The sequence below is a fragment of the Devosia aurantiaca genome, assembly GCF_011058215.1.
GTDB classification, from domain to species: Bacteria; Pseudomonadota; Alphaproteobacteria; order Rhizobiales; family Devosiaceae; genus Devosia; species Devosia aurantiaca.
In genome coordinates this window covers 1-16,174 of the sequence record NZ_JAALFG010000003.1, presented here as the reverse complement: position 1 = coordinate 16,174, position 16,174 = coordinate 1, and the positions used below count along the sequence as shown (strand labels likewise).

Below are 16,174 nucleotides of genomic sequence, written 5' to 3'. Positions count from 1 at the left end.
TGTGATGCACAGAAAATCGACTGGCTATCTCTTCGTCTTGCCCGCCCTCTTGGTGCTGGGCCTGCTGATCGCCTACCCCATAGCCTATACCGGTCTGCTCAGCGTCACCGATAACCAAGGCAATTATGTCGGCCTCGAAAATTTCCGCACTATCCTCGCCGCCCGCGCCACGCCGACCGCCTTTTTAATACGCTCTGGTGGGTTGCCGGCTCGATCTTTTTCCAGGTGATCCTGGGCGTTTTGACCGCCATCCTGCTCAACCAGAACTTTCGTGGCCGCGCCCTGGTTCGCTCGGTAACGCTGATCCCCTGGGTCGTGCCAGGCATCGTGGCCGCCACCACTTGGGCTTGGATGCTGCATACCGAGTTCGGCATCATCAACTACATGCTGACCGCCCCCGGCCTCATCGCCGAACCGGTCGGCTGGCTCACCAATGGCACCACCGTCATGCCGGTGATGATCGCCATCAACGTCTGGAAGATGTTTCCTTTCGTCGCCATCATGGTGCTCGCTGGACTGCAGTCGATCCCCAACGACCTCTACGAAGCCGCGCGCATCGACGGCGCTAGCTTCTGGGAAGAGGTCTGGTACGTCATGCTGCCCCAGGTGCGGCCGGTGATCATCGCGGTGACGCTGTTGCTGGTTATCTGGGCGCTCAACCATATCACCATTATCTACGCCATAACCCGCGGCGGGCCGGCCAACCGCACTCTGATCACCCCGATCCAGATCTTCCGCACGGCCTTTGAAAGCGTGCAGTTCAACCAGGCCGCGGCGCTGTCCGTGATGTTCTTTGCGGTCGCGATCACCGTGGTCTTTATCTACATCCGCACCACAGCGGCCAATCCCGGAGCTGCCAAATGAGCGACGCCACGGTTAAGCTCAAGCGTACCGGCCTGCCGGTCCCGCTGATCATCATCGGCTCCGCCGTGCTCGTGCTGGTATGCCTCTTTCCGTTCTGGTGGATGGGTCTTTCATCTATCAAGACGCTGCGCGAGCTCTATACCATCCCACCGATCTGGTGGCCCAGCATGCCGACGCTGGACAATTATTATACGGTGCTCTTCGAGAGCAACATTCCACGCTACTTCCTCAATAGCGTCGTGATCTCGCTGGGCTCGACCTTCCTTGCAATGATCCTTGCCATCTTCGCCTCCTACGGCTTTGCCCGCTTCGACTTCAAAGGCAAGCCGCTGCTGCAGTCTTTTGTTCTGGTCGGGCAGTTGCTGCCCACCGCCGCGATCATCGTGCCGCTCTTTGTAACGCTGCGCGTGCTCGGCCTCGTCAACACCTATTGGGGCCTGATCCTGGTCTACATGATCATCACCCTGCCCCTCTCGGTCTGGATGCTGACCAGCTATTTCCGCGCCATTCCGGTCGAGCTCGAAGAGGCCGCCATCATCGATGGCGCGAGCCGCCTCGGCGTTCTCTTCCGCATCACCCTGCCGCTCTCGATCCCCGGGCTGATTTCGGTTCTGGTTTATGCCTTCGTCACCACCTGGAACGAGTTCATCTTCGCGCTGGTCTTTGCCACCGACAGTTCGGTCAAGACCCTGCCGATCGGGCTCGCCGAATTCTCCACCGAGTTCAACACCGACTGGGGCGCCGTCATGGCCGCCTCCGTGGTGATGACGCTCCCGATCGCCATCCTCTTCTTGTCCATGCAGCGTCTGTTTGTCGGCGGCATGACGGCTGGCGCCACCAAGGGCTGAGCCCGCATTCGAAGGACCAGTCATATGGCTTCTCATTCTCCCATCCCCCAGCTTGGCCTCGGCACTTTCGGCCGCACCGGCGATGACGGCATTGCTGCCATCGAAACCGCCCTCGACGTGGGCTATCGCCACCTCGACACGGCGCAGAGCTATGACACCGAGCGCACCCTGGGCGCGGCGTTCCGCAATTCGGGGCTCAACCGCGACGACGTCTTCATCACCACCAAGGTGGCCGATACCAATCTGTCCGCGACCGACTTCATGCCCAGCGTTCGCAAGAGCCTCGAGACGATCGGCGTCGATCAGGTGGACCTCCTGCTGATCCACTGGCCGGTGCCGGAAGAGGTCGTCGCTTTCGAAACCTATATGGAAGCGCTCAAGCGGGCGCAGGACGATGGCCATGCCCGGCTGATCGGCGTCTCCAACTTCACTATTGCCCACCTTGAGCGCGCCGCAAAGCTGCTCGGCCCCGGATCGCTTGCCACCAACCAGGTCGAAATTCACCCCTGGCTGCAGGTGCCGACCCTGCGGGACTATGCACGCTCGGCCGGGCTTCAGCTCACGGCCTACCAACCCCTGGTCAAGGGCCAGGTGGCCGAGGACGAGACACTCAAGGCAATTGCCAGGGAGTTGGATACGACGCCCGGCGCGGTGGCGCTCGCCTTCCTCATGGCAGAGGGACACATCGTCATTCCCGCCTCGAGCAGCCGCAAAATCTCGAGAACAATTTCAGAGCGACCGGTGTGACGCTTTCCGAAGCGCACATGCACGCCATCCGCGGCATCGATCGCGGTTATCGCCACATCAATCCGGCCAAGTCCCCGCGCTGGGACGACTGACGGCATTCGAAAGGAAATTCAGATGGGTTCGGTTTCAATTCGCGATGTCCGCAAGTCTTATGGCGCGGTCGAGATCCTCCATGGCGTCTCGATCGACATAGCCGATGGCGAGTTCGTGGTGCTGGTCGGCCCGTCGGGCTGCGGCAAGTCCACCCTGCTGCGCATGTTGGCAGGCCTCGAGGAGATCAGCGGCGGTGAAGTCGCGATCGACGGCCGCGTCGTCAACGCGCTCCATCCCAAGGAACGCGACATCGCCATGGTGTTCCAAAGCTATGCGCTCTATCCGCACATGACGGTCGCCCAGAACATGGGCTTCTCGCTCAAGCTTGGCCGCGCCCCCAAGGACGAGATCCAGCGCCGCGTGTCCGTCGCTGCCGACATGCTCAGCCTCAAGCCCTATCTCGATCGCTATCCGCGCCAATTGTCGGGCGGCCAGCGCCAGCGCGTCGCCATGGGCCGAGCCATGGTGCGTGACCCAAAGGTCTTCCTTTTCGACGAACCGCTGTCCAATCTCGACGCCAAGCTCCGCGTGCAGATGCGTTCCGAAATCAAGCAGAACCACCAGCGCCTCAAGACCACCACCGTCTATGTGACCCACGACCAGATCGAGGCCATGACCATGGCGGACCGGATCGTGGTCATGCATGACGGCATCGTCGAGCAGATCGGAACGCCGCTAGAACTCTACGACTTCCCGAACAACCTCTTTGTCGCCGCGTTTATCGGCTCACCCTCCATGAATCTCTTGGGCGGCAAGCTTTCGGGCGGAGCTTTCCATGCCGCCGACGGCACTACGATCCCCCTGCCCTTTGCGCCATCCAACATCGAGGGCGAGCTCGTAACGCTGGGCATTCGCCCGGAGCATTTCGTCATCGATCCCAATGGCATCGGCGCTGAAATCATCACTGTCGAACCAACAGGCTCGGAAACCCAGGTGGCGATGCGGCTTGGCGGCCATGACGTCGTCGGCGTCTTCCGCGAGCGCGTCACCGCCCAGCCAGGTGAAATGCTGCATGTGACGCTCGATCCGCAGCGCATTCACCTCTTCGATGGCAAGACCGGCTTGCGCATAAGCCGGACCCAGTAGGAGCGGGGCGCGTGGCCATCTATCCAGATCTGGCAGGCAAAGTGGTGCTGGTCACGGGCGGCGCCAGCGGCATCGGCGAAGCCATCGTGCGCGGCTTCGCCAACCAGGACGCGCGTGTCGGCTTTGTCGATATCGACGACGCGGCCGGTTCGGCCCTCGCCGAGGAGCTGACCGCAGCGGGCAAGACCGTCTATTTCGAGCATCTCGACTTGCGCGACGTCCAGGCGCTGCAGTCCGGCATCGAAACCATCCGCCAAGCGCTTGGGACGATCGGTGTCCTCGTCAACAATGCCGCCCACGACGAGCGCCACCCGGCGCCTGAAGTAACGCCCGACTATTTCGACGACCGCATCGCCGTCAATCTGCGCCACCAGTTCTTTGCCAGCCAGGCCGTGCTGCCCGACATGAAAGCGGCCGGTGGCGGCGCCATCATCTGCATGAGTTCGATCTCGTGGATGGCCGGCTTTGGCGGCATGCCCATCTACACCGCCTCCAAAGCCGCCGTAATCGGCATGGTGCGCTCGCTGGCCCGCGATTTTGGCCCCGACAATATCCGGGTCAATGCCGTCACGCCGGGCTGGATCATCACCAAGCGCCAGCTCGAACTCTGGCTGACACCCGAGGCCGATGCCGAACGCAATGCGCGCCAATCGCTCAAGCGCCGCATCTATCCCGACGACATCGCCAAGCTGACCCTGTTTCTCGCTTCCGAGGATGCGAGCGCCATAACCGCACAGAACTACATCGCCGATGGCGGCTGGGTCTGAGCCCTTTTTCCTCTCTTTTGAAAGGCCCCTCCTCGTGCAATCTCCCTCCGACATCCGCGACATCAGCCGTCCCCCACGCGCCCATTGCGATGCCCTGGCCATCATCGGCACCGCCACCGCCAGCAGCGAACTCAGCCTCATGGGCATTCGCGACGCGCAGATCCATGGGCCGCGTCCGCTCAAGACCGGCCGCTCCGTGGCCGGCCCTGCGCTGACCCTGCAGATGATGCCCAAGCGCGAGGACCTTTACGGCTCCAACGAATATGAAAACCCCGAACGCCAGCTGCATCGCCATGTGCTCTACCCGGCCCAGGCCGGCGACATGGTCGTGGTCGATGCCCGCGGCGACATGGGCAGCGGCATTTTTGGCGAGATGATGCTGACCTATCTGGCCGGGCGTGGTGGCGCCGGCGTCGTCGTCGATGGCTGCATCCGCGACTCCGCCAAGGCGGCCGAGCTTGATCTCGGCATCTGGGTCAAGGGCGTGACGCCCAACTACCATGCCCAGACCAACCTCATCCCCTTTGCCGTCAATGTGCCGGTCGCCTGCGGCGGCGCATTGGTCATGCCGGGCGACATCATCGTCGCCGATGATGATGGCGTCGTCGTCGTTCCCGTCGCCATGGCCGAAGAGCTGATCCGGGAAGCCAGCAAGCATGCCGAATGGGAAGAGTTCGCCCGCTATCGGCTGTCGCAGGGCGCGGACCTTCGCAAATACTATCCGCTGACAGCCGAGGTCGAGGACGAGTACCAGGCCTGGCGCGCGGCCCAGCCGGCACAGGGCTGAGATCGCCATGTACAAGACCATGAACGGGTCGGCCCACCCCCTCGCCCCGCCGGAAATCGCCGTCAAGGCGATCCCCGACGACGAACGGGTGTGGGTGCCGCAGGCGGAAGGCGTGTGGTTTCGGCCACTGATGCTCAACACCCTGGTCGGGCAATGGTGCAATCTCTTGCGCGTGCGCCGCTCCGGCGTCTTGTCGCGGCACCTCCATCCCAATCCCGTTCATGGCTATGTCATCAAGGGCCGCTGGCACTATCGCGAGCACGACTGGGTCGCCGAGACCGGCTCCTACGTGTTCGAGCCGCCTGGCGAAATCCACACCCTGCTCGTGCCCGAAGATGTCGAGGAAATGATTACCTTCTTCAATATCACCGGCTCGATGGTCTATCTCGACGAGAAAAACGCCCATATCGGCTACGAGGACGTCTTTACCAAGATCGACATGTGCCGCGCCCATTACGAGAGCGTGGGGCTGGGAGCCGATTATGTCGACCAGTTCATCCGCTGACGTTATGGACTATGGCTGGTCGCAAAACTGGTTCTTCGGTAAGCGCGTGCTGGTGACCGGCGGCACATCCGGCATCGGCGCAGCAGTGAGCCGCGCCTTTCTCCGAAGTGGCGCGCAAGTGACGGCGACTGGCGTCAGCCAGCGCGAACTCGACGCCCTGGCCGACGACGCAGACTTTGCCACAGCCACGCTGTCTGTGCTCGATGTGCGGGATGGCGCTGCCATTGCGAGCCTCATCTCCGGCTTCGACCGCCTCGACATCCTCGTCAACTGCGCCGGCATGATCCGGCGTGGCGAAGAACTTGACCCTGCCGTTTTCGAGCAGGTGCTTGACGTCAATCTCAACGGCACGATGCGCATGTGCAGCGCCGCGCGTCCCCTGCTCGCCGCAAGCTCGGGCAGCATCGTCAATCTTGCCTCGATGCTGTCCTTCTTCGGCGGCGGTCTCGTCCCGGCCTATTCGGCCAGCAAGGGCGGGGTCGCCCAGTTGACCAAGTCTCTGGCCATCGCCTTTGCTTCCGACGCGATCCGCGTCAATGCCGTGGCTCCCGGCTGGATCGCCACACCCTTGACCCAGCCCTTGCGCGATGACGAGAGCCGCGCCGGGCCGATCCTCGCGCGCACGCCGCTCAAGCGCTGGGGGCAGCCTGAGGAAGTGGCCAATGCCGTGCTTTTCCTTTGCTCTCCCGCCGCGTCCTTCGTGACCGGATCGACCCTTGTGGTCGATGGCGGCTATTCCATCACCTGACCCACCTTGGACCTTGCCCGTGACCACGCCCACACTTGAAGAGCTTCTGGCCCAAGAAGCCACCATCGCGCTCAAAAGCTTCGATTATGCGACAGCATGGCAGATCGGCGCCGCGATCCAGAAGCGCGCGGCTGAAGAGAAGCTGCCGATCGGCATCGAGGTTACCCATGGCGCGACCCCGGTTTTCCTGGCCCTCATGCCAGGCTCGACACCCGACAATCTCGACTGGGTCCGTCGCAAGCGCGAAGTGGCGCTGCGCTTCCACCATAGCTCGCTCTACATGCGCCTCCTGTGCGAGACTCAGGGCGTCGATTTTCACGCCCGCTATCGCCTTCCGCATGAAGATTTCGCCGCCAGCGGCGGCGGCGTGCCGATCTTTATCGAAAATGTCGGCGTCGTCGGCGCCGCCTCAGTCAGCGGCCTGCCCAATGTCGAAGATCATCGCCTGGTCATCGAGGCTCTAAAACCTCTCGTAGCTAAGTAGGCCGACTGTCAGCCGCGCGCACTGACGCGCTGGCAGGTGTCGATGAAGGCGCGCAGCGGCGCCCCGGCGAAGCGGCTTGGATAATAAAGGCGCGGACCATCGAGCGACATCCAGCACGCTTCAAGGATAGGCACCAGCGTACCAGCCTCGAAGTCACGCTCGCACCAGTTCCGAAAGGCGCTGATGATACCCATCCCGGCGCGGGCGTAAGCAAGCCCGGCGATGCCGGCGTCGACATCGAGCACCAGAGATGATCGCGGCTCAACGGTAACGACGTCATCACCCTGCCGCAGCCGCCAGGCGAGCATCGTGCCGGAAGGCAGCCGGTAGCGAATGCCGGCATGGCCTGTGAGATCGTCCGGAGCCTCAGGCATGCCATTCGCTGCAAGATAAGCGGGAGACGCCGCCAGGGCGATCTGCTGGGTGCGCGGCCCGATCAGGATGGAAACCATGTCCTTGTCGAGATGCGCGCCATACCGGATTCCGGCATCGCACCCTGCCGCGATGATGTCGACGCGATCGTTCTCGACGACGATCTCGACATCGACCTCGGGGTGCAACCGACGGTATTCGGCCATCAGCGGCGGCAAAATATCGGGAACCACGGCACCCGGAACATTGATCGAAAGTTTTCCGCGCACGGTCGCCATGGAATTGGCCGCTTCAGAAACGGCCGCCTCGATGCCCTGAAACAAGGGGCGGATCTGGTCGGCCAGGCGTTGGCCCTGCTCCGTGGGCCGCACGCTTCGGGTCGAGCGAAGAAGCAGCGGCACACCCAGGTCTGCCTCGAGCCGCGATATGGTGGTACTGACTCGCGACGGCACCGTGCCGAGCCGATGCGCCGCCGCTCGAAAGCCGCCGCAGTCCAGCACGGCCAAAAAATCTTGAGCTGGTCCGTAGACTGGCTGTTCTTCATGGAGAACAGCCTATTCTCGGGCAGTGGAATTATCAACGCATCCAAGAACAGTAAGGTTATCTCCAACAAGGAGACAGACATGTTCATCATCAGTGGTGCGACGGGCCAACTCGGGCGCAAGATCGTGCAAAACCTCCTGCGGCTCGTCCCGGCCGAGCAGATTGGCGTCAGCGTTCGTGACCCTGCCAAGGCAACCGATCTCGACGGCGCCGGCATACGCGTGCGCCGGGGCGACTATGAGGATGCTGCGAGCCTGCGTCGTGCCTGGGACGGGGCGAAACGGCTTCTGCTCGTGTCGTCCAATGCAGCTGCCAGCGGCGGCGACCCATTGGCGCAACATGCCAGGGCAATCGCCGTGGCGAAGGAACTGGGCGTCGAGCGCATTTTCTACACAAGCCAGATCGCCAGTTCCGCAAGTTCGCATTTCCCGCCGGCCCATACCCACGCCGCCACCGAAGAGATGCTGGCCCAATCCGGTCTCCCATGGACGGCGCTCCGCCATGGCTTTTACGCCGACAGCGCACTCGCCATGAATGCCCGCGGCTTCGCCACTGGGGTCCTCGCTGCCCCTGTGGATGGCAAAGTGTCCTGGACCACACATGACGATCTCGCCGCCGCAGACGCAAGGCTTCTGGCCGGCACAGAACTCTTCGACGGCCCGACCCCGCCCCTTACCGGCGCAGAGGCGCTCGATGTCGCAGATCTTGCGCAGATCGCTCAAACCATCCTCGGCAAGCCCCTAGAGCGCCAAGAACTCGATGATGACGAGATGCTAAAGTCCGCAGAGGCATCGGGTGCCTCGGCCGAACGCACAGCGATCATGATGGGCTATTATCGTGCAGCCAGAGCGGGCGAATTCGCCCCAGTCGATCCAACGCTCGCCAGGCTGATCGGCCGCCGTCCGCAGTCAATGCGCGACTTCATGGCCGAACGGCTGGGGTGAACACACAGACCAGCCGAAAGCCGATAAACTCAAATCTGGGGGAAATCTGGCTGGGGTGCTAGGATTCGAACCTAGGAATGCCGGTACCAAAAACCGGTGCCTTACCACTTGGCGACACCCCAACTGGCGCGGTTCCTACACGGTTTGGTTTGCGTTCGCAACACGACCAAGGCACTCGGCGAAAAGGTTGTCAGAGCCGCTTGAACAGGGGCCGTACCGCGGCTATAAAGCCGCCCATCGCGACAGGCCGCAAGGCCGATCCGTTGTTCGCGGTCCTGACGGAGTATAGCGCAGCCTGGTAGCGCACCTGCTTCGGGAGCAGGGGGTCGAGTGTTCGAATCACTCTACTCCGACCAATCAAGCCGGGCCTCTTTTAGGAGGTCCGGCTTTTTCGTCCCGACACAGACGGTAAAATGCGGGAGGTCACCACCCACAGTCGACCTTGCAATTAACTCCCGCGACGTTTGCGGCTGGCGCAGAGGATCGACATAAAGGACCTCGCGCCACGGTTGGACACGCACCACCTCGGTCGCTTGACCTTGAGCTTGCGTTCGTCATCAGGGTTGGGCAGGTGCATGCCAACGAATTGAAACTCCGAGCGCCGACACTTCGACACGCCGTAAACACCGCATGCATCTTGGTGGTATTGCCGTACACCTGCGCCAGATCGCTCGCGAGAAAGTAGCTAGTGCGGCGCCAGAGATTGCGCCGTACCAAAAACAACCGATTGTCGCCGTCCAGGTCGCCAAGCGTGAGGCTCTCGATCTTATCTCGGCTGTGCGTCATAGCCACGGGCGTCTTCCTCGCAGGTCACAAGGTGCCAACTCCTACACCGTGAACAAAGTGGAACAACACGCTGTTGCTCACGCTTCTGCGCGGCTTTTCAATTGCCGTTTTTTAGCGTTAAGCCATTCCGGCAAAATGACGTGCGGGGCTACAACAAAGGCTTGGAGCACAGCAAGGCGAGACCGCCATTTTGGCCCGACAATGCTGAAGTAATTCATTTTCTCCCTCGCCAGCGCCAGCTGATACATGCCGCGCGACTGGAGGAATGCTCGGTGTTTCTTGCGCAACGCAAGCCCTAAATCATGCACCAGTTTGTCGTTCTTGTCCGGAGTGGGCGTGACATATTGGTCCAGTACGATCTCTGGAGTGCCGATGAAGCCGCCGCCCATAAGCGCAAGACGAATGTTCCAGTCGGTATCCTCGTGGCGGCGCAACAGCGGATCAAAGTCGCCTACCGCTACGAAAGTTGATCGCCGCGCAAAGAGGGTGCAGAAGCCGTATCGACCCATCCGGCCTGCAGGTGGCCGAAGCCCGGTAAGAATAGCAAGGGCGACGGCTTCCCCATGCATCACCTCTCCATCACTCGCGATCGCAGCGCCACGTGGGTTGCGGGTCTTCCCAATGATATGGCGAGACCCATAGCAAGCGATCAATGGAAGGCCCGACTGCTGCTCGGCACGACGCAGGGCGGCAACTTGGTCCCGAAGCCGGGAGTGCCGGCACACGTCGTCGTCGTCAAGAATTGCTATAAACTCTCCACGTGCTTCCCGGATCTGACGTGTGCGCGTTGCGCCGGTACCAAGATTTACATCGTGCGACACGACACGGATGCGGTTGTCCGACGCCGCCATCTGCTGTATGAGCGCCAATGAGCCGTCTGTCGATCCATCATCGACCACCACAAGCTCCAGTTTCGGCCAGTCGAGCGCTTGAGCCGAGCGGATGCTGCGCTCAATGGTGTCCTGTGCATTGAAGCAGGTAATGGCGATCGTGATCAGAGCCGCCTCGTCGTCGTTATTCATATTGCCTGATAATCCTGCATAAGACACGCTTTCATGCGCCTACTTAGAAATGAAAGCAATCGCGCAACGGCTGAACTCGATACTTTAGATAGAGGCCGAATTTTCTAACTTTAGTCGTTAGCGGCCAATGACCGCCATCTCGGCTCAATCATCAGCAATAAGTGCCTGGTCGGTCGCGTCGCTGACGCCGATCTTTAGTAGGCCGCCCGGAAACTTTGCGCTCACGAACTTTAAGACCACGCGGTCCATCTGAAATTAATACTTTGGCTGCAGTGCGGTCGCTCGCATCACTGCTGTTGCTCTCGCAACGATATCGATGCTCGCCAAGATTCCAAGCACAAATGAGAAGCCGATCAGCAGCATGGCATGGTCCATCGCGCGACCGCTCGGTGAGCCGAGATACCGCTCTACCATCCGGGCCGTCTCTGCCGCCTCTGAATTTCAAGCGATTCAAAGTGGCAGACCTAGGTGCGCATTATCGAGTGCGAAACCCAGCGACGCGACAAGATTATCGACTGCGACAAGATTATCGACTGCGACAAGAACAGAGACTCTTCCCGACAATCATTGCAAAACGAGAGTGCTTTACCCGGCTACTTTCATACAGAAGCGTGTTTTGGCCCGAACCTGAACAGCGTCGCCTCAAAGGTCGAAGATCACGAGCAGCGCTGGCAGCACAAACCAGAGGCCGCGGCCCTACCTGGGCAAAACGTGGACACTAAGAACGCATCCGATATTGCCGCACTAAACCGCGGACCGTGTTGCCCAAAGGTGTCGGCAGGGCATCAAGCACCACGCGGCTCAATCTTTTCTTTTTTGGTCTTGGGGTAAATTGACGAGCAAATCTCGCTTCGAGTCCAGGCACCCTGTCCAGAACACCCGCAGCGCGCGCCCGCTGATATGCCTCAACAAAAAGAGCGCCACTTTGGAGTCATCCAGCTTAAGTGTATCAAGGGTGTGTGCATTGAAGCTGGTGTCGACAAAAATCGGTGGTATCGCCCCGGTTTCCACCATGAACATCATCTTAGTACGCACACACTTTTCGCATTGCCCACAATTGTAAGGTGCGACGCTGCGGTCGGGACAAAAGGAGATCGCGTTCAGTGCGATTGGCTCTGTCGCGACCAATGCCACCTTCTCGCTCCGGGTAACGTCTTCTTCTAACGGCCGGAGAACGATATCGTCTGTCTCAAAATACTTGTTCGTGATATGATTTAGGCCAAAAGGAAACGTCAACATATCCTGCGCATGCGTGCAATCTGCCGCGAAGTGCCCCTCTTCAAAAACGCCCGAGAGAATAGACGCTGCGCCCATGAGACGAAGCGCATAGGAGTGTCTGCCGCTGGCAGTTATGGCGGTAGCATTCGTTCTCACTACGACTTGGTCATAGTTAAGGTGCTCGAGGAACGGCTCAATCTTCTTTTTAAGCGAGTTGAACGATTTGCCCGCATCCACCCCGTAGTCCAAACCCTGAACCGTTAGCGCGCACGCTCTTTGTGGACGGCGTCCCAGGCGAAGCAGCATGTGAGAAGAATCGAGACCTCCCGAATACATTGCCAAGTCCCTGCGCCGGCCTGGCGACGCAGGGGGTGCGTTGCGCTGAGCTTCTACCTGCACGCGCTTAAACTGCCCGGGTCTCCATAGCTCCCAAGTCTCGGAAAACTTTTGAGCTGCGCGTCGTGTTCCTGGGTCAACTGGCCCATCAACCTCAATGACCGCGCCACTCGTCATAGCCGCTGGCAGAACGTGCCAAACAGCAAAAGCGTGGTTTGTGAGCTCCGGAAGAACTAGACCCTCTACTTCGTAGTCGATCACCTTGTTCGCCACCGTCACAGTAGCGTTGTTCCCGTTCTGCTGAACCTTGATTGTTAAGGTGGCTGCCACTCTTTTCCCCGTTCTAGCTTACATCGAGGTTGTAAATTGACGCACTACTCCATGTTTTTTAAGTTTATGCACTCCGTACGCCATCGATTTCCGCTGCAGCCGTTTTCTTCCAACGTACTCCTGCCGCTAGGCCAGCGAAAGGGTCAGTGTTGGCCACGACCTGCGCTAAGCTGAAATTCCGGAACACTCGTCCATAAAACGACGATAAGGTTAGCACTAGTAGTTCAAGCCGTCGCCCATCATGAGCGCAAGGTCCATCGTGCTCATTAGGTGCTCCTAGTTGCTGAACCTCGACGGTGCAGTCTAGTACGCTGCGAGTTAACGGCGCTTAGGCTTGAGTCGGGCTACTCGACCACTAATATGCGGCCAACCAACCGATGTGGAGCTTAACATTTGCGCAGAATAAAGATTGCGGCCCTCTGTGCGCTGCCAAAATCGAATCCTGGAATGCTGAGCGTTGATGCAGCACTACCGCAGATGTTGGCCCGCAATGGCATCGACGCGGATGTGACTTACTTCAGCATGATCGGAGGCGAAACCTTAGAGGCGCCCGAGCAAAGCACTTTTTCGACAAGAACGTATCGCGAACTCAATGTCCGCGTATCATATCACGAATACGACGTGGTTCTTATTTGGGGCGACTTCTTGCACTCTAGACACTTCCACACTGACGTGACGCTCAGCGTTAAGCAAAAATACCCTGGGCGCCAAACTGATGAGATAGAGAACACAATCTATAAGTGTCTAATGATGGAAGGTCAGCCTAGTACTGTTTTAGACAGAACAATTTGTTTCGGTGGTTCTCTTTACATCAATGGCCCCTGTGACGATTGGGACCATCGGTATAGATCCGCAGTCGAAAGACTCTACAGCCAAGCTCGGTTGGTCCTAACGCGCGATCCAGTATCTGCCGCCTTTGCGCGGATGTATGGTGCGCGCGGCGCTACGCTCGGTGTAGATGCTTCCTTTCTTCTTGAGCCCTCTGGAAGGCTTCAAGCGAATGCGTCACAGATCGGCTACTCTTTTGGAAGAGGGATAGCTAACTCTCACCTAGCTCGCATTCGAACGGACCGCTTAGTAAGCGCTATCCGAAAAGACGGCAACTTCAGCAAAATCGTAAATCTTCGATGGCTCGAGAAGACTGACATGCCGCCCATGGTCAATTTGCAGCAAAAGCTAGAGCAGATAACCAATTGTGCTTTAGTCGTTACCGATACTTATCATTGCGCCATAAATGCATGGAGGGAAGGTGTTCCCGCGTTTTGCGTGGGCTTGGGCACCGAGTACGCCGAAAACACTTTGAGCGAGAAGAAGAAAGAACTGCTTTATTCAATGTTTAACGCAAGGGACTTCTACGTCTATGCCGAGCGTATTAGCCTCGTGTCACCCCATAAGATGGCTCGAAAGCTACTTTCAGTTTATCGCGATCAAAATATCTCAAAACTCATTTCGAGGAACATCCTGATGGCTACTCAAATGGCTGAGCGAGCTCTAATTCAGGCGATTATGTCGCCTGGTCACAGTTGATGACGCAGGTCGCTCTATACCCAAACGAACAACAGCGGCCAAAGGTCTAAATTACCGCAGCAGTGGTAGATTTAAATACCGGTGCAATCGTGGTTAAGCGTTCTCACGCTCGAGGCGCCAGCAGCTTGTCGGCCCTCTGCATATTGGGAAATACGCAATCTGCCGACAGGGCCATCGCCACGGTCCAATGCAGCACTGCAAGGAGCGGATCATCGCCGACGAATATTCGACGGCGTCGAACATCTAGCGCAGCTTTGCGTTCCCGTGCCCATTCAGCATAGCCTCCAGCTTGGCGACCTCATCAATCCCGGCCTCTGGATCGAACTCCATCCGGCTGATGAAGGTGGAGCGATAGACCTGATATGGCTCCACGATGATCGGCGCATCATCGAGTGTCAGCACCTCGCGCGGCCGGCCATTTTGATCTTCGAGCGACCGCGCCGTCACCAGCTTGCCGGCCGGAATTTTGCTTTGCTCAACCCGATAGAGCCCAAACGCGCGCAGACGCTGCCAGCTGTAGGTGTAGCCGGCATTGCGCGGCAGTTCCTAAGCGCCTTCGCCATTGAGCGGACGCGGCTCGCCCTGCCAGTCGATCCAAGAACCATCGTTTCCCCTGTATGCCAGCATGTTCCAGCATCCTAGCGGATACAATTGCCAGCCATGCCGCTGGCGAGTCTGATGATTTCAGCGGCGGTCAGAACCCGGCTCCAAAGGCTGATGTCATCGAGAAGACCGCTCCAGAACGTGGTGGTATTGCGCGGGTGCGGCTTTCCGGCGGACAGCGCCAGCGCATTGGCATAGCCAGTGCGCTTAACAAACGTAGCGAGGTAATTATCCTTGATAAAGCAACCAGCGCGCTCGACAACTACACAGAAGCGGCGTTGATCGCCGCCCTCGAGGGACTTTCAGATGACGTTACTGTAATTATGGTTGCGCATCGATTGACTACATTACGCAACTGCGAGCACATAATCGAAATAGCGGACGGCCAAGTCAAACGCAGCGGCAGATACGCCGAGCTAATTCGGGCATGATCCCACTATGGGAGAGCGATCAAGGAGCTTTTGATAAAGATCGATATATCCATCCACCATGCGCTCCGCAGTAAAGAGGGCTTCATAACGCCGGCGGGCACCTTTGCCGAGCACAGCCGCAAGTTGGTCATCAGACCAAAGCTTGATCATGGCTCCGCGCAAGCTTGCAGAATCGCTCGGGTTAACAACGAGACCCGTCTCGCCATGGATGTTAACGAAGCTAGTACCGGTTCCAATCTCGCTTGAGATCAGTGGTTTGCTGTGGGCTGCTCCTTCCACAAGTGATACCCCGAACGCTTCTGAGCGCAAGTGGGACGGAAACACCACACCGCAGCAATTGTTAAGCAGAAGAGTTTTTTCATCGCCACTTATTTGGCCGAGAAAGTGCACGTTGCTTAACCCGAGCTTAGTGGCTTGAGCCTTCAGTTCCGCTTCAATTGAGCCTGCCCCAGCGATAGCTACAGAGAATGGAGCGTTCTGAGCGGCTTCTAGCAGTATATTCAAGCCTTTGTAATAGCGAAAGGCTCCTACGAACAGGAAGAATCGCCTAGCGAGCAGACTAGTCCACCGGCAACCTGAAATCACCTGCTGCGAGGGCTCGTTGATGCCGATGGGTATGACGACCACACGATCCTTATACCTCTGGAACTTCGCACCTAAACAGCATGAGCACGATGAGACGGCTTCGTTGCCGCATGGAATGATGGCGACTGACGAACTACTAGTGCTAACCTTATCGTCGTTTATGGACGGAAGTGTTCCGGAATTTCAGCTTGGCGCAGGTCGTGGCCAACGCTGACGCTGTGGCCTAGCGGCAGGAGTACGTTGGAGAAGCGACGCAGCGTCGATGCGTACAGGTGCATAAACTTAAAACATGGAGTAGTGCGTCAATTTACAACCTCGATGTAAGCTAGAACGGGGAAAAGAGTGGCAGCCACCTTAACAATCAAGGATCGGCAAACAGGGAACAACGCTACTGAGCGGTGGCGAACAAGGTGATCGACTACGAAGTAGAGGTCTAGTTCTTCCGGAGCTCACAAGCCACGCTTTTGCTGTTGGCACGTTCTGCCAGCGGCTATGACGAGTGGCGCGGTCATTGAGGTTGATGGGTAGTTGACCCAGGAACACGACGC

Annotated in this window: 18 protein-coding genes and 2 tRNA genes; 14 read left to right on the top strand and 6 right to left on the bottom strand. The window is 58.9% G+C overall.

The window, feature by feature from the left end; translation table 11 throughout:
- The first annotated feature begins 4 nt into the window (after window positions 1-4).
- The 10 genes from G5575_RS20525 (at window position 5) to G5575_RS13415 (ending at window position 6,929) form a co-directional block, all read left to right on the top strand.
- Window positions 5-229: a hypothetical protein gene (locus tag G5575_RS20525; protein WP_235936012.1), complete on the top strand. Its 225-nt coding sequence runs from the start codon at window positions 5-7 to the stop codon at window positions 227-229.
- Complete coding sequence (locus G5575_RS13455; RefSeq protein ID WP_328766130.1) at window positions 226-864, top strand: carbohydrate ABC transporter permease; 639 nt, start codon at window positions 226-228, stop codon at window positions 862-864. Before G5575_RS20525 ends, G5575_RS13455 begins: the two co-directional genes overlap by 4 nt.
- Window positions 861-1,712: a carbohydrate ABC transporter permease gene (locus G5575_RS13450; protein WP_164534790.1), complete on the top strand. Its 852-nt coding sequence runs from the start codon at window positions 861-863 to the stop codon at window positions 1,710-1,712. Before G5575_RS13455 ends, G5575_RS13450 begins: the two co-directional genes overlap by 4 nt.
- A 24-nt stretch (window positions 1,713-1,736) precedes the next feature.
- On the top strand, window positions 1,737-2,459 hold the full coding sequence (locus G5575_RS13445) for an aldo/keto reductase (RefSeq protein WP_235936011.1): 723 nt from the start codon (window positions 1,737-1,739) through the stop codon (window positions 2,457-2,459).
- Between the two features lie 114 nt (window positions 2,460-2,573).
- Window positions 2,574-3,638, top strand: coding sequence for an ABC transporter ATP-binding protein (locus G5575_RS13440; RefSeq protein WP_164534789.1), 1,065 nt, complete (start codon window positions 2,574-2,576; stop codon window positions 3,636-3,638).
- Window positions 3,639-3,649: 11 nt separating this feature from the next.
- Complete coding sequence (locus tag G5575_RS13435) at window positions 3,650-4,405, top strand: SDR family NAD(P)-dependent oxidoreductase (protein ID WP_164534788.1); 756 nt, start codon at window positions 3,650-3,652, stop codon at window positions 4,403-4,405.
- A 34-nt stretch (window positions 4,406-4,439) separates the two neighbouring features.
- Window positions 4,440-5,192, top strand: coding sequence for an RraA family protein (locus G5575_RS13430; protein WP_328766126.1), 753 nt, complete (start codon window positions 4,440-4,442; stop codon window positions 5,190-5,192).
- A 7-nt stretch (window positions 5,193-5,199) separates the two neighbouring features.
- The gene (locus tag G5575_RS13425) at window positions 5,200-5,697 is read left to right on the top strand and encodes a 2,4'-dihydroxyacetophenone dioxygenase family protein (RefSeq protein WP_164534786.1); all 498 of its coding nucleotides are present in this window, start codon (window positions 5,200-5,202) and stop codon (window positions 5,695-5,697) included.
- Window positions 5,675-6,445 (top strand): SDR family NAD(P)-dependent oxidoreductase, encoded by a 771-nt coding sequence (locus G5575_RS13420; RefSeq protein ID WP_207633152.1) that lies wholly within the window; start codon window positions 5,675-5,677, stop codon window positions 6,443-6,445. The genes G5575_RS13425 and G5575_RS13420 overlap by 23 nt, the downstream gene beginning before the upstream one ends.
- A 19-nt stretch (window positions 6,446-6,464) precedes the next feature.
- Window positions 6,465-6,929 (top strand): heme-degrading domain-containing protein, encoded by a 465-nt coding sequence (locus tag G5575_RS13415; RefSeq protein WP_328766123.1) that lies wholly within the window; start codon window positions 6,465-6,467, stop codon window positions 6,927-6,929.
- Between the two features lie 8 nt (window positions 6,930-6,937).
- Here G5575_RS13415 and G5575_RS13410 read toward each other — a convergent pair whose 3' ends face one another.
- Window positions 6,938-7,801 carry a LysR family transcriptional regulator gene (locus tag G5575_RS13410; protein ID WP_328766121.1) on the bottom strand — a complete coding sequence of 288 codons (864 nt, stop codon included), beginning with the start codon at window positions 7,799-7,801 and terminating at the stop codon, window positions 6,938-6,940.
- A 123-nt stretch (window positions 7,802-7,924) separates the two neighbouring features.
- Between G5575_RS13410 and G5575_RS13405 the strand changes: the two genes are divergently transcribed.
- A complete protein-coding gene (locus G5575_RS13405; RefSeq protein WP_164534784.1) occupies window positions 7,925-8,788 on the top strand; it encodes an NAD(P)H-binding protein in 864 nt (287 codons plus the stop codon).
- Between the two features lie 47 nt (window positions 8,789-8,835).
- On the opposite strand, the gene G5575_RS13400 is transcribed toward G5575_RS13405, so the two are convergent.
- Window positions 8,836-8,910: transfer RNA gene (locus G5575_RS13400), tRNA-Gln, on the bottom strand.
- 157 nt (window positions 8,911-9,067) lie between these two features.
- Here G5575_RS13400 and G5575_RS13395 point away from each other — a divergent pair.
- Window positions 9,068-9,144 (top strand) — tRNA-Pro (locus G5575_RS13395).
- Between the two features lie 507 nt (window positions 9,145-9,651).
- Here G5575_RS13395 and G5575_RS13390 read toward each other — a convergent pair.
- The gene (locus G5575_RS13390) at window positions 9,652-10,596 is read right to left on the bottom strand and encodes a glycosyltransferase family 2 protein (protein WP_164534783.1); all 945 of its coding nucleotides are present in this window, start codon (window positions 10,594-10,596) and stop codon (window positions 9,652-9,654) included.
- Between the two features lie 801 nt (window positions 10,597-11,397).
- On the bottom strand, window positions 11,398-12,480 hold the full coding sequence (locus tag G5575_RS13385) for a hypothetical protein (RefSeq protein WP_164534782.1): 1,083 nt from the start codon (window positions 12,478-12,480) through the stop codon (window positions 11,398-11,400).
- 447 nt (window positions 12,481-12,927) lie between these two features.
- Here G5575_RS13385 and G5575_RS13380 point away from each other — a divergent pair, with 447 nt between their 5' ends.
- Window positions 12,928-14,007 (top strand): polysaccharide pyruvyl transferase family protein, encoded by a 1,080-nt coding sequence (locus G5575_RS13380; RefSeq protein ID WP_164534781.1) that lies wholly within the window; start codon window positions 12,928-12,930, stop codon window positions 14,005-14,007.
- 243 nt (window positions 14,008-14,250) lie between these two features.
- Here the strand turns inward: G5575_RS13380 and G5575_RS13375 are convergent, their stop codons facing one another.
- The gene (locus G5575_RS13375) at window positions 14,251-14,454 is read right to left on the bottom strand and encodes a hypothetical protein (RefSeq protein ID WP_164534780.1); all 204 of its coding nucleotides are present in this window, start codon (window positions 14,452-14,454) and stop codon (window positions 14,251-14,253) included.
- A 170-nt stretch (window positions 14,455-14,624) separates the two neighbouring features.
- Between G5575_RS13375 and G5575_RS13370 the strand changes: the two genes are divergently transcribed.
- Window positions 14,625-15,041 (top strand): ATP-binding cassette domain-containing protein, encoded by a 417-nt coding sequence (locus G5575_RS13370; RefSeq protein ID WP_164534779.1) that lies wholly within the window; start codon window positions 14,625-14,627, stop codon window positions 15,039-15,041.
- Here the strand turns inward: G5575_RS13370 and G5575_RS13365 are convergent.
- Window positions 15,027-15,668, bottom strand: coding sequence for a glycosyltransferase (locus G5575_RS13365; RefSeq protein WP_164534778.1), 642 nt, complete (start codon window positions 15,666-15,668; stop codon window positions 15,027-15,029). The two genes, G5575_RS13370 and G5575_RS13365, sit on opposite strands and share 15 nt — an antisense overlap.
- Window positions 15,669-16,174 lie beyond the last annotated feature (506 nt).